Origin of the sequence: Lysinibacillus mangiferihumi (assembly GCF_003049665.1) — a bacterium.
GTDB classification, from domain to species: Bacteria; Bacillota; Bacilli; order Bacillales_A; family Planococcaceae; genus Lysinibacillus; species Lysinibacillus mangiferihumi.
Window position 1 is genome coordinate 121,095 of sequence record NZ_PYWM01000008.1, and the last position, 14,268, is coordinate 135,362.

Annotated in this window: 10 protein-coding genes; 7 read left to right on the top strand and 3 right to left on the bottom strand. The window is 38.3% G+C overall.

Annotated features, from left to right (window positions below):
- The first annotated feature begins 188 nt into the window (after positions 1-188).
- The 4 genes from C9J37_RS10070 (at position 189) to C9J37_RS10085 (ending at position 7,103) form a co-directional block, all read left to right on the top strand.
- Entirely contained in the window at positions 189-1,517 is a 1,329-nt protein-coding gene (locus tag C9J37_RS10070; RefSeq protein WP_107895223.1) for an aminotransferase family protein, read from the top strand.
- A 59-nt stretch (positions 1,518-1,576) separates the two neighbouring features.
- Positions 1,577-2,974 carry an aldehyde dehydrogenase family protein gene (locus C9J37_RS10075; protein WP_107895224.1) on the top strand — a complete coding sequence of 466 codons (1,398 nt, stop codon included), beginning with the start codon at positions 1,577-1,579 and terminating at the stop codon, positions 2,972-2,974.
- Positions 2,975-3,074: 100 nt separating this feature from the next.
- Complete coding sequence (locus C9J37_RS10080) at positions 3,075-5,099, top strand: hydantoinase/oxoprolinase family protein (RefSeq protein ID WP_107895225.1); 2,025 nt, start codon at positions 3,075-3,077, stop codon at positions 5,097-5,099.
- A 24-nt stretch (positions 5,100-5,123) separates the two neighbouring features.
- Entirely contained in the window at positions 5,124-7,103 is a 1,980-nt protein-coding gene (locus tag C9J37_RS10085) for a hydantoinase B/oxoprolinase family protein (protein WP_107895226.1), read from the top strand.
- Between the two features lie 174 nt (positions 7,104-7,277).
- Here C9J37_RS10085 and C9J37_RS10090 read toward each other — a convergent pair whose 3' ends face one another.
- Positions 7,278-7,910 (bottom strand): nitroreductase family protein, encoded by a 633-nt coding sequence (locus tag C9J37_RS10090; RefSeq protein ID WP_107895227.1) that lies wholly within the window; start codon positions 7,908-7,910, stop codon positions 7,278-7,280.
- A 130-nt stretch (positions 7,911-8,040) separates the two neighbouring features.
- Here C9J37_RS10090 and C9J37_RS10095 point away from each other — a divergent pair, with 130 nt between their 5' ends.
- A complete protein-coding gene (locus C9J37_RS10095; RefSeq protein WP_107895228.1) occupies positions 8,041-8,385 on the top strand; it encodes a winged helix-turn-helix transcriptional regulator in 345 nt (114 codons plus the stop codon).
- Between the two features lie 403 nt (positions 8,386-8,788).
- Here the strand turns inward: C9J37_RS10095 and C9J37_RS10100 are convergent, their stop codons facing one another.
- Positions 8,789-10,135 (bottom strand): uracil-xanthine permease family protein, encoded by a 1,347-nt coding sequence (locus C9J37_RS10100; protein ID WP_107895229.1) that lies wholly within the window; start codon positions 10,133-10,135, stop codon positions 8,789-8,791.
- A gap of 96 nt (positions 10,136-10,231) precedes the next feature.
- A complete protein-coding gene (gene guaD, locus C9J37_RS10105; protein ID WP_107895230.1) occupies positions 10,232-11,602 on the bottom strand; it encodes a guanine deaminase in 1,371 nt (456 codons plus the stop codon).
- A 368-nt stretch (positions 11,603-11,970) separates the two neighbouring features.
- On the opposite strand from guaD, the gene C9J37_RS10110 reads away from it, so the two are divergent.
- Both C9J37_RS10110 and C9J37_RS10115 read left to right on the top strand, forming a co-directional pair.
- Entirely contained in the window at positions 11,971-12,612 is a 642-nt protein-coding gene (locus C9J37_RS10110; protein ID WP_107895231.1) for a hypothetical protein, read from the top strand.
- 250 nt (positions 12,613-12,862) lie between these two features.
- Positions 12,863-14,056, top strand: a complete 1,194-nt coding sequence (locus C9J37_RS10115) for a YbfB/YjiJ family MFS transporter (RefSeq protein WP_107895232.1) — start codon at positions 12,863-12,865, stop codon at positions 14,054-14,056.
- Positions 14,057-14,268 lie beyond the last annotated feature (212 nt).

Consider the following 14,268-nt stretch of genomic DNA (forward strand, 5'->3'; position numbering starts at 1 on the left):
AACCGAAAAAAATATCGACATTCTGAAAACTACCAAGTCGTTCGAGGTGCTCGATAGTAAATAATGATGGACGAATTTAATAAATTAGAGAGGCATTTTTTTAATAATGTCTCTTTTTTTATGGGGTTGGCATGAAAATTGCTTGTAATAAAGTGTATAAAACTTTTAATGAAAAGAGGCTGGTATTGATGACAATTCAACTAAAAGAAGAGTTGAAAACTTTAGATCAAAAGCATTTTCTACATCCAACGACGTCGATTGAGCAACAGCAAACGCAAGGGCCTGCTGCTATTTTTACAGAGGGGAAAGGCATCTATTTAAAAGATTTAGAGGGGAAAAGTTATATTGATGGCATGTCTTCTTTATGGAACGTAAACGTTGGACACGGTCGTGAGGAAATTGCAGAAGTTGCAAAAGAACAAATGGCTACATTAGCATTTAGCTCTTGTTTTGCTTCATTTAGTAATGAACCAGCTATTCGTTTAGCAACGAAAATAGCCTCTTTAACACCAGGAGATTTAAATACAGTATTTTTTACTTCCGGAGGATCGGAATCCAATGATACGGCGATTAAACTAGCTCGCCATTACTGGTTATTAAAGGGTCAGCCAGAGCGTCAAAAAATTATTTCACGTACACAATCCTATCATGGGGTGGCGATGGGAGCGACAAATGCGACGGGTATACAGGCATTTCGTAACTTTACCAACTCACCTGCACCTGATTTCCATTATGTTTACAATCAATCTGTTCGCGATCTTCGAGAAATGATTGAAGCACTAGGTCCAGAAACAGTAGCAGCGTTTATTTCCGAGCCGATTCAAGGAGCGGGAGGAGTCAATATTCCACCAGAAGATTATTTTAAAGAAGTACGTAAACTTTGCGATGAGTACGGCATTTTATTTATAGCGGATGAAGTGATTACCGGTTTCGGTCGTACGGGAAAATGGTTTGGCATGGAGCATTATGGCGTTGTACCAGATATGATGTCATTTGCTAAAGGGGTATCGAGTGGCTACGCACAGCTTGGAGGTGTGGTGATTTCCGAAAAAATTCATGAAACATATTGCCAGCTTTCCAAAGGGACTTTAATGCACGGTTATACGTATAGTGGTCATGCATTGGCTTGCCAAGTAGGCTTAAAAAACATTGACATTCTAGAGCGAGAAATGTTGATAGAAAACGCAGCATCTATGGGAGAAGCGATGTTGACAGGTTTTAAAGCGCTTCAAGAAAAATATAGCTTTATCGGAAATGTTCGAACAATTGGTTTGCTTGGTGCTATTGAGCTAGTTAAAAATCGTGAAACTGGCGAGCTTTTCGAGACTGCCATTAGCCCGATATTTGTTCAAGAAACAATGAAACGAGGCTTAATTTTACGAACAGTCACGTATGAGCAAGATACAGTTGTTTTTGCACCACCACTTATTTTATCGAAAGCAGAATTAAACGAAATGTTACGTATTTTAGATGAGACTTTTGAATTTGTGCGTAAAACGATTATTGTAAAAGATTAATATGTCTGGTGTTGATGAGAGCTAATAATAAATCAGTTACTTAATCAAGGAGGGGTTTTATGACAACTATCATTAGGGAAATTCGAGAGCAATTTAATCCTGCAAAACCATCGCAATGTATTGGTCAAGTAGAGCTTTTGACAGTGGATGAGACAAAGGAAGTCGTTACAGCGGCAAATAAAGCATTTGAAGATTGGAAAAATACATCGTCAGTAGTGCGGGGGGAACTATTGCGTGTCACTGCAGACTTGCTCGAACAAAATATTGATAAAGTAGCTGAAACGGCTTCCAACGAAATGGGTAAAACCAAAAATGAAATGATTGGGGAGGTGAAACGTGGCGCTTCTATTTTGCGCTATTTTGCACAAGAAGGAATGCGGGCGACAGGTGAAGTATTGCCGTCTGCCAATGAAGGCAAAATGTTGTACACCATGCGTGTCCCTCTTGGTGTAGTTGCAGCTATTACACCATGGAATTTCCCAGTAGCTATTCCTTTGTGGAAAATTGCGCCCGCATTAGTATACGGCAATACGGTTGTTTGGAAACCTTCTATTGAAAGCGCTTTAACGGGGAAACTTATCGGCGAGCTCTTTGAACAAGCAGGTATACCAAAGAATGTGTTAACCGTCGTACAAGGACGCGGTTCGAAAGTTGGGCAAGTTTTGCTTGAAGCACCAGAAGTAAAAGCAATAACATTTACCGGTTCTAATGGTGTGGGGCAAAGTATTTTAGATAGTGCAGGATCAACTAAGAAAAAAATTCAGCTTGAACTTGGCGGAAAAAACGCTGCCATTATATTAGCCGATGCGGACATCCATCTCGCTGCAAAGTTAACAATGGAAGGAGCAATGAAGCAAACCGGACAACGTTGTACAGCAACTAGTCGAGTTTATATTGAGGAATCAGTTTATGATGAGGTGTTGGCACGTTTAATTGAGGAAGCGAGGGAAATCAAAGTCGGCACGTCAATGGGTCCGGTTTCCTCTAAAGGTCAATATGAGAGTATTTTAGCTGCCATTGAAAAAGCAAAATTAGAAGGTGCCAAACTTGTCTATGGTGGTGGACCGACGCAAGGTAAATCAGAAGGTTATTATATTGACCCGACGATTTTTACAAATGTAACACATGCTATGGGTATTGCGCGTGATGAAATTTTTGGACCAGTTCTAGCTGTGATTAAGGTAAAGGATTACGAAGAAGCAATTCGATTATCCAACGACTCTGAATTTGGATTAAGTGCTTCTATTTATACGAACAACATTCAAAAAGCTTTTGATTTTATTCAGCGTAGCGAAGTAGGGCTTGTTCAAGTGAACGACGAGACAGGTGGTGCTGAACCACAAGCGCCATTTGGCGGCATGAAAAATTCAAGTACTGGCGCACGTGAACAAGGGCAAGCAGCAAAAGAATTTTTTACAACATTTAAAACGGTGACAATCCGCACACAGGGAATGTAATGGGCTTTAAAGCCCGTTACATATGGGAGACTGTTTTTTCTTATAGGTTAGTAGATTGTTATGCATATTTTCACACTATTAAACGAAAGAAGGTATCTCTATGGCACAAACTCGCTTAGCAATAGATGTTGGTGGAACGTTTACAGATGTGTTTGTTTTTAATGAAGATACAGGAGAAATATTTGTAACAAAAACTTCATCCACCCCATCAAACCCTGAACAGGGAATTTTAAATGGCGTTGAGAAGGCAGAGTTGAAAGGGCAGGATATTAAAATTTTTTCTCATGGCACGACGGTTGGTACGAATGCATTAATTGAGCGAAAGCTACCGAAAACCGCTCTAATTACGACAAAAGGATTTCGCGATGTCACAGAAATTCGTCGCGGCACAAAGGAGGATATTTGGGATACGTACAAAGATACGGCAAAGCCCTATATTCAACGCCGCAATCGTTTTGAAGTCACCGAGCGAATAGATTATGAAGGAACAGTATTGCAAGCTATCGATGAGGAAGAAATTCGGGTATTAGCAAAGAAATTGAAACGTCGCGGGACAGAATCCATTGCTATATGTTTTATCAATTCTTATGTGAATGGAGAAAACGAAGCAAAAGTGAAAAAGATTTTACTTGAGGAACTGCCAGATGTTTATATATGTACTTCAAGTGAAGTACTACCTGAAATATTTGAGCATGAGCGGATGAGTACAACGATTATTAATGCTGTTCTAGGACCAATCATGAGCAATTATATTAGTAAATTAAGTAATGAAATGCAAAAAAGAGGCTATGAGGAGGAAATTTTAGTTTTACATTCTGGCGGAGGTGTCATGACGTCTAGTACAGTGCCTCGCTATGCCGCTAGATTAGCGAGCTCAGGAATTGCTGCGGGAGCAATTGCTAGCAAACATATAGCAAAGTTATGCGGTTTTGAAAATGCGATAGGCTTGGATATGGGAGGAACGAGTACAGATATTTCACTGATGTACAAAGGACAAATTCGAATTACCAAGGATTGGTCTATTGAATATGGTTATCCAATAGGATTTCCAAGTATTGAAATATTAACGATAGGTGCTGGCGGTGGTAGTTTAGCTTGGCAAGATGAAGGTGGATCATTACGAAATGGGCCGCAAAGTGCTGGTGCTATACCAGGTCCAGCCTGCTATGGTCAAGGTGGTACAGAGCCAACCAACTCAGACGCTAATGTCGTTTTAGGACGTCTTGGTGTGACATTGTTAGATGGGATGATGAAATTAGATAAAGGCAAGGCACAGCAGGCTGTCAAAAAAATTGCGCAAGCTTTCAATCAGACAATTGAAGAAGCTGCGAGTGCCATTATTGAAGTTGCCAACGCCAATATGAGTGATGCCGTTCGTTTAATTTCTGTACGCCGGGGCTATGACCCACGTGATTTTGCCCTTGTAGCCTTTGGTGGTGCAGGGCCACTCCATGCCGCACATTTAGCGAAAGATTTAAATATCCCGAAAGTCATTATCCCTACACATCCGGGCGTAGCAGCAGCAATGGGATGCTTACTTGTAGATGTACGCCATGATATTTCAAAAACGTTCGTAAAAAAAGCAAATGAAGTATCAGTCGAAGAGCTAAATATTCAATATCAAGCACTAAGAAAAGAGGCGAAAGCATTATTAGAAGAAGAGGGGATTTCTGAAGAAACATCGACTTTGATGAATTATATGGATCTTCGCTATAAGGGACAATGGCGCTCCTTAGCGGTTGTGGTACCAGATTACTTTACTTCCTTGGAGGAAGTATTAGCAGCATTCCACCAAGAACATGAGCGAGAATTTGCATTTTCAGATAAGGACCAGATTGTTGAGATTTACGGTTTACGTGTGACTGCAATAGGTACAGTGCCAAAACCTAATTTCCCACAATTTGAACCAACTGGCTCCTTACAAGATGCTTATAAAGAGACACGACCTGTTTATTTTGATGGGGCATATGTTGAAACAAACGTTTATTATCGCGATAAAATTCCAGTGCATGCACAATTACAAGGTCCTGCAATTGTGGATCAATTAGATACGACGACGGTCATTCCACCAGGATTTACGGCTGAAGTAGATGCTTATAAAAATATCATTATTACAGTGAACTAATACATGATAAGGGGGAAGTAATCTATGAGTACTACAGGATTGTTCCTAAATAATCAAATTAAAAATCTAGATCCAGTAACATTTGAAGTGTTGAAAAATGGCTTTGTAAACTTAGTCGATCAAATGGCTGAACAAATGCTGCGTACTTGTTATTCTTTTGTTATTTATAATCGGGATTTTAGTTGTGCATTATGTGACGCACAAGGAAACACAGTTATGCAGGGAACACAAGATATTTCGGTACATGTCGGTACTTTACATCTAACAGCAAAAGCGGTTTTAGAGGATTTTGCAAATGACATTCACCCTGGTGACGTATTTTTAGTAAACGATCCATATCGGGGGGGCACGCATTTTAGCGATGTTCGGGTTATACTACCTGTTTTCCATGACGATAAGCTGATTGCCTTGATGCAAACAAACGGTCATTGGGCAGATGTAGGTGGTTCTAATCCAGGTTCTTTTGATATTACAGCAAAGGAACATTATGGAGAAGGATTACGAATACCCCCTGTACGCATTTATAGTAAAGGTCAGTATTTAGCAGATGTTGTAAATATTATCGTGATGAATATGCGTATTCCCGAGGAACGAATTGGCGATTTACGTTCACAAGTAGAAGCGGCTAAAGTTGGCGAAAAACAATTGAATGAGATGATTAACAAATATGGTATCGATACGGTTTTATTAGCATTTGAAGAGGTACAAAATTATGTAGAACGTTTAACTAGCGCAAAGATTAAAGCCTTACCGAAAGGACAATGGGAAACAGTCGATTACATTGATATGGACCCAGAGCTAGGGGATGGCTTAATACCAGTGCATGTGAAAATGACAATTCGTGAAGATGAAATTTTCTATGATTTAAGTGGGTCACACCCTGCTATAAGTTGCTTTTTAAATGCTGGATTCGGTTCTGCACTTTCTGGTATTTATGCAGGAACGAAAACATTCTTTCCGGAAATTCCGTTAAATTCAGGTTTCTATCGAGTTGTCAAAATACATTTGCCCGAAAATACTGTTGTCAATGCTCCGAGTCCTATTGCGGTATCTGGCTATTGCTCAGGTTCTTTTGAAAAGATAATGAATGCATGTTTTGAGTTATGGTCAAACATCATGCCTGAACGTGCAATTGCTTGTTCATTTAACCTAGAGTATTTGTTAATTGGTGGCTACGATCAACGACAAAATAATAATGGGTATTTTATGTGGTATGACTGGATGGCAGGAGGACATGGTGGGCGTGTGGATCGCGATGGCGCAAATACGACATCACCTGTATTTGGCGTCGGCTTGAGCGTGCAACCGTGTGAAGGGCAAGAACGCTTGTCTCCTGTACTAACGACAAAACATGAGATTATTACAGATTCAGCAGGTCCGGGGAAATATCGCGGTGGTTGTGGTGTTGAAAAAGGTGGGTTATTAACAGATATAAACAACACAGTGATGTCATATTGTTGTGACCGTTCTCGTTCCATTACGTGGGGCATTATGGGGGGCTTACCGTCTATTGCACAAGGGGCTATTTTAAATCCAAATCAAGCTGGTGAGGAATTTTTGGGTACCATTTTTTCTAATGTCGCATTGAAAAAGGGTGACTCCTTTACACGTCCATCTGCTGGCGGGGGAGGATTAGGTGACCCTCTTGAGCGGGATGTCAACGCAGTTTTAGAGGATGTCATCGATGAGTATGTTTCGCTTGAACGTGCGAAACTTGATTATGGTGTTGTTATCCGTGAAATTGATCGTGATATTGACGCATTTGAAATTGATATAGCAGCTACTGTGAAAGAGCGAGCGTATATTCGAGAAAATCGTCAACAATGGCTCGAAACAGACCCCTTTGAAGTGGAGCGTCTGTACAATACAGGTGAAATCAATCAAATGGACGTTGTACGTCGCTATGGTGTTATTATGGATTACAAAACAAATCAAGTGTTACCAATCTCCACAAAACAATATCGTACGTCCATGAAAAAACGTTCGTTAGCCTATTGGATGTAATGTTATACAACAATAAAGCAACCAAGAGAACGAAATATTTCTCTTGGTTGTTATGATTTAGGCAAAGCGATTAAGCTGAAAAAGACAACAACGGCGCAGCAAAAAAGTGTTAGATTGATGGCAGTCAATCTAACACTTTTTCTCTAACCTGTTAGCCAACAGATTATTACTAAATTAAATAAAACGAGCAATGTCTTTTAATGGTAAACGCGATGAACCATAAGCAGGTGCTGCCGCTTTCCCGATAGCAATAAGAACAACAGGGAAAATATGCTCCGGCAATTCAAAACGCTGTGCAAATTTCTCTTTATCAAATCCGCCCATTGTCACCGTATCATACCCTTTTTCTTTCGCAATAAGCATTAGTTGCATTGAGATAAGACCTGCATCAAATGTAGCAATATTTTTTCTGACTTCAAGTGGTGCAGCTGGGTAAGTACGTAGAGTATTTGTAATCATTAAATCTTTCTGTGCTTCACCCATATGCCCTTCTGCGACATTTTGTGTGTAAATTTGCTCAACTTGTTGATACATTTCAGCATTGCCTAACACTGCAATAATAGCTGAAGATGTTTCAACTTGTTCTTGGTTATTGGCAATGGCACGTAGTTCTGTTTTTACAGCTTCGTCTTGAATAACTAGGAATCTCCAAGGTTGCAAGTTGCTAGATGATGGAGCGCTAGTAGCTTCTTGAATAATCGCTTCAAGCTCTACTTGTGGAATTTTAAAAGCTGAATCATAGACACGAACGGATTTACGCTCTTCCATAATTGTATATAGATTGGATTGTGTTTTAGTTGTCGACATAATGTCCTCCTTAAAACTTACTAATGGTAAGTTGATGATTAGAATCTTACCATTAGTAAGTTTATTCGTCAAATAAAAAATATTTTGTGTGCTACAATAGAATAAGGAATTACAGACAGGAGGTTATGAGATGACACAATCAAACTGTTCACATATATGTAGTAGTTATCATCAGGCAATAGAGTTTATAGGGAAACGTTGGATGGGAATGATTATTTATACTTTGTTGCCTGGTCCAAAAAGGTATCATGAAATTCATGCCACAATTCCCGGCATTTCTGATCGTTTACTAACAGAACGCTTAAATGAGCTTGTGAATGCAGGACTAATTGAAAAAAAATACATTGATTCATCGATAAAAAAGGTAGAATATGCATTAACACCAAATGGCTTGGCATTTCAGGAAGTCATAGCGTCTATTCAAAAATGGATTGATTTATGTGAATTTGAGAAAATGACAAAAGAGTCAACATAAAAAGACAAAATACCTCAAGTGTGCAACTTTTGAGGTATTTTGTCTTTTTATTTGTCAATTGACTGATAGAATCAACTAGAAATCTTCAATTAGTGCATTTATTATGAGTACTAAAATAGCTAATACAATGTAATTATTTATAATAACTTTTGTCATTTTCCCTGACATCTTCCTCTTCTTTCTGTTGCTGTTTAATCTTTCTATATAAAGCTTGAACTTTTTTGCCTTTGTCTTTTAGGATTTACTTAAATTCCTCCAATAGGGGAATACATAATTTTACTATAAATTCCTTTTTATAATAAGTAAAGCCCTGTCCATGTGTGGCACCACTATCTTACTAGTAACAAGAAAAAAGACTGTAGATAAACTCCTTTTGAGTGTATCTACAGTCTCAAAATCTTACCTATTTAACATTCGGTAATACTTTATTTAACATAATGGCAACGAGCGCAGCTGTTGCTATTGGAGAGCCGAATAAATATTGTACCGTTGTAGGTAAAGCATATAAGAAATCTTTTGGTAATAGTGTTAACGCCAATGTTAAGATAACAGGAACAGCAATGACGTACATTTCTTTTTCGCCAATATGTTCATTTTTCATTACCTGTAACCCGCTAATGGCGATAATGCCACAGACGATGACAAAGACGCCACCGATCACTGCTGAAGGAATGGCAGAGATTAAGGCAGCCAATTTACCGGAAAAACCGAACAAAATAAACCAAAAACCTGCAACAATAAAGATACGACGGCTTGCAATACCTGTGATGGAAATAACCCCTGCATTTGTTGAATAGCCAGTTACCGGTGTAGAACCGAGTAATGAGGCGATGAAACAGCCAATACCCTCACCAATAACCCCACGATTAATTTGTCTATCTGTCAATGGTTTATCAATTACATTACTTACAGCAAACCATGTACCCGTCGTTTCAGCCATTAAGACAATATAGATAATCACCATTGTTAAAATAGCTGAAAAGTTAAATGTAAAGCCGTAATCTACAAAAGGCAATTGCGGTAAGCTAAACCAATTTGCTTTTCCAACAGCCGACAAATCTAAAATACCCATAATATTTGCAGCGACACAACCGATAAGCAACGCGATAATAACGGAGGCAATACGAAATACTCGACCTTTTTGACGGAATATAGAGCCTAGCATTACGCAGCCAATTAATACGGTAGCTGAAATAAGCGCCAAGTATATGTTTTGGCTAATCGTAGCACCAGCGCCTTCAAAAATATTACTACTTAAACCAACGGGCATAAGGGATAAGCCAACGACGAAAATAATTGTACCGCCTACAATTGGGGGAATAAATGTTTTAACGATTTTGTTGAAAATATCTGTATAACCTAAAATGATGACAAAAATGGCCCCAATCAGGCTTGCACCCAGTACAGCGCTCCAACCAAGTTCGCCACTGCCACTTGCGGCATAGATACCAACTATCGCTCCTAATGGTACATACGAGGGTCCTTGTGCGATTGGAAGCTTCATGCAGAAATGGCTTTGGACAATCGTCGCAATCCCTGCTGCGATAAATGTTGATTGTATTAAAGCACTTGCTTGTCCTGATTGCATGCCTATTAACATCGCAATTAGGAAAGGTACGACATAGACGTCCATGGCCATTACATGTTGTAAACCTAGAAGAGCGGATTGACCGAATGGTACTTTGTCATCGGGTAAAACGGTTAAATGTGCGGTATTACTGTTTGCTAAATTGTTTTTTTGCGTTTCCACTAAGATGCCCACCTCAAATGTTAAGTTTATAAATAAAACGACTGAGTGACCTCCATCTGTTGCTACAGAGAAGGGGAGACCACTGTTTGCGTTAGATTATTCTGTTCTTTCGTGCACTTTAATGCCTTGCACCCATACTTCTCGAATATTTTCAGGACGTACTAGATACATGATTTTTTGGAAGATATCAATCAGTTCTTCTTTGTTATCAAAGATTGGTAGTTTAGCAGATGCTACTTTTGTATCGATTACTTGAACATCCCACGTATAGTTTTCTTGTAAGCGACCTATTGGAAGACTTAAACTTTCACCACCGCCAGCTGTTGCTAAATAGAATGCTTCGTTGATAGTAATGCGCGAATTTGGCACGCCACGTTTGTCTGCAGGAAGTGCTGTATTCACACCATCTTCCAACATTCTAGACGACATTACCGCCTGTCTTGCATTATCAAAAAGACTAGGTGAGAAGCCACCTGAAATGTCTGAGCCTAAACCAATATCTACACCTTTTGCATGGAAGCGGGCAATGGGAATAACGCTGTTAGCAAAATAAGCATTTGAAATTGGACAATGGCCGATAGCAGTACCAGTTTCAGCAAATAGTGTGGCATCTTCATCGTTTAAGAAATTACAATGTGCCATAACAGACTTATCACCTAATAGACCAAAATCATGTAAAGCGTAGGCATCATTTTTGTTGAAGCGGTCTTGCACGTACCTATGCTCCCAGTCACTTTCACTACAATGAGATTGAATATGTGTATCATACTTAGCTGCCAATTCACCTAAACCTTTTAAAGCACTATCTGTACAACTTGGAATAAAGCGAGGTGTTACAACAGGATATACGCCTTGCTTGGTAGATTTCGCTAATTCTTTAACAGCTAAAATAAACTCTTCTGTATCCGCTAATGCTGTTGCCGTATTTGCATCTCGATAAAATGCAGGGTTTTGTTCAGGGTCATCCATGACAACTTTCCCAACAAGACCACGTTGTCCTTTTGTAGCACAGATTTCAGCTAATAATAGGCTTGCTTCCTTATGAACTGTTGCAAAGTACAACGATGTTGTTGTGCCATTGGCAAGAAGGGTACTTACTAAATCTTCATAGACCTCTTTCGCAAATGCTAAGTCCGAGAACTTCGATTCGATAGGGAAGGTATAGGTGTTGAGCCAGTCATATAGGGGGATGTCTAGAGCAGTACCGGCTTGAGCCCATTGTGGTGCATGGACATGCAAATCGACAAAGCCAGGGAAGAAATATTGGCCATCAGTTAATTGGTAGAAATTTTCTTTCCCTTTATATGTATGTAGTACTGTTTGATAGTCAGGATGCTCTGGCGCAATCGTTTTTTCAATTATTCCGTCTGCGTTAATGCAAAACAGGTAGTCTTGTAAAATTTGTACTTCTTTGGAAGACTTACTTGAAAATGCAGTTCCTTTGAAAATTTGCGTATATTTAAACATAGTTTACACCTCAATGTTCGTATTTTGATATCAGCAGGGAATATTATAGGATAAAAACACTGCGAAGTCTATGAAAAAACGAATAAATTGCATTGTGATATAAGGGTAGTAAATAGAGTTTTACAGCAATTTAATGACATGGAAATATATATAGTTTTAGGAATAAAAAAATCAAAATAGGGGTTGGCAACTTAAAAATTTTTAAATAAAATATAATTGAGAATTACTATCAATTAAAAATCTATCACAAAAAGGGAGGTGGCAGTATGGTTTATTTGAATTCAGCAAGGTATAAAAATGGTGATTAGATTATTCTAACTTTCACTGCTAGAATCACTATACTTACTAAACAGAGAAAGGAGCATACTATGAAAAAAATAAGTAGTGTATTCATTTTATTTGTAGTAGTTATAGGATTAGTAATCCCTAATTTTGCTGTGGCAGCAAGTGAGAATGGACAAGATAATCCATTTGAAGCGCCAGAAAAATATGTTTCCTATCTGAAGTCATTTGGTGATACGTATGATGAATTCATTCAGCAATATAGTGAATTATCGAAAGAAAAGCAGGAAGTAATTTTAGATGTTCTGCAAAATGGTGGTAATTTTGACGTAGAACTTACTGAAAGCAGTATGCAAAGCAATGAAAAACATAGATATACTAGAGCAACCGTACAAACTAGACCTGTATCATTTGATGCAGATTTTAGATTATTCGGGATAACTTTTGTGAAAATTAGATTAGAAGGTAGATTTGAATATAGTAATCAAAGAGTAACCTCTGTACAGTATAAAAATGCTTACATTGTTCAGAATTTTGTTCCTTTAAGTGGTTTTGAAAGAACTTCGTTAGATGCGTATGTTAGTGATGGTAAATTTTATGCGAGTGCTGCATTTACAGCCTTTGTAGGTGCAAAAATAGGAGATAATGTTATTGGGGTGCGTCCAAGAACTTTTAACATTCAATTAAATTCTGACTATAGAGGGAATGTGAATGGATATGCTTGGTAGGAAATTAAGCATAATTGTGGGAGTATGTTTGGTTGTTTTTTTGATCATTTTATTCATTATTATTAGTTTAAAAGCTAAATAAATAATCACGACTCAAGTGTAAATGCTTGAGTCTTTTTTGTGTGAAATGCAATCAGTGTTATTGTAGTTTGTAAAATTATTTTTTTGAATATTGGTAAAATTTATAAATTTAATTGCTTTATTAAGGAGCATTCAGTATCCTTTTATTAACAAAGGGGGAGAGGATGCGATGAATCGTCAACACATTGGTATTTTATTTGGGGGAGTACTTTTACTAGTTGTAGCGATGGGAATTAGCCGTTTTGCATTTACGCCGATTTTGCCGTTTATGCGGGAAGATGTTGGCTTTTCATTTGAGGTTGCAGGCTTTTTAGCATCTAGTAATTATATTGGTTATTTTATTGGGGCATTATGGGCGGGATTTATTTACCGACAGCGGAAACATTTTTTACTGTTGAGTGTGGTATTAAATGTCATTTCTGTTGTGCTTATGGGGCTAATTGAGCTCTATAGTGTTTGGCTTGTTCTACGATTAATTGCAGGGATTACAGGGGGACTTATTTTTGTTTTAACTTCTAGTATTATTATGGATTATTTGGCCAAACAAACGCTCACAAAGTGGTCAGGCTATTTATTTAGTGGTATAGGGCTTGGTATTGCCATTTCAGGTTTATTCGTACCTTTTATTGAAGCACGTTTTGCTTGGCAAGGTACTTGGATTGGCTTAGGCATTTTATCCGCACTATTTTTAGTGATTACATTTCTATTATGGAGAAATTTACAAGTACACGATAGCGTGAAAGTAACGAAAACGGCAGATGCAAAAATGTCGCGGGGTTTTATGCCTTGGCTAATTGCGGCATATGGGTTTGAGGGGCTTGGTTATATTATAACAGGTACATTTTTAGTGGACATTATTCACAACATTCCATCGCTCCAAGCATATTCCTCTTATAGTTGGGTGATTGTAGGCGTAGCGGCCATTCCATCTGCTCCAGTTTGGACAGTACTATTAGAGAAGTTTTCTGCAATAAAAATTTTATTTGTGGCTTACATACTACAAGTGCTAGGGATTTTGTTGCCAGTATTTTCACAAACAGTATGGAGTGTGCTATTGTCTTCATTTTTATTTGGTTTAACATTCGTCGGTATTGTTACGCTAACAACTGCCTATGCTAGACAGCTATTTCCAACACAGAGTGGTCCAGTCGTGTCATTGTTGACAACGTTCTATGCGTTTGGACAAATTATCGGGCCAATTATAGCTGGACAACTTGTGGTCATTTTTAATAGCTACAAGGCAGCACTCATTTTTGCAGGTAGCATTGTATTGCTAGGACTAATTGTAATGTTATGCGGTAAATGGATCGTATTAAAACAACAAGAGAAGATAGCCAATTTAAACATGCAATCCAACCATTAGTTAAGGGTGCCTGACACCCAGAATATTCTGAATTGTTTATGTACCTGACACCAAAGGAGCATATGCGACTTTGCAGAAAGCACTTGAAATAGGTGCTACTACCGTCATTTTAAAAGAATATAAGTAAAGGTGCCAGTCACTCAGAATATTCAGAATTGTTCGAGTGTCAGGCACCTTTTTCGTTTTTTTCTAAATCAAAAAAATGTTATAAT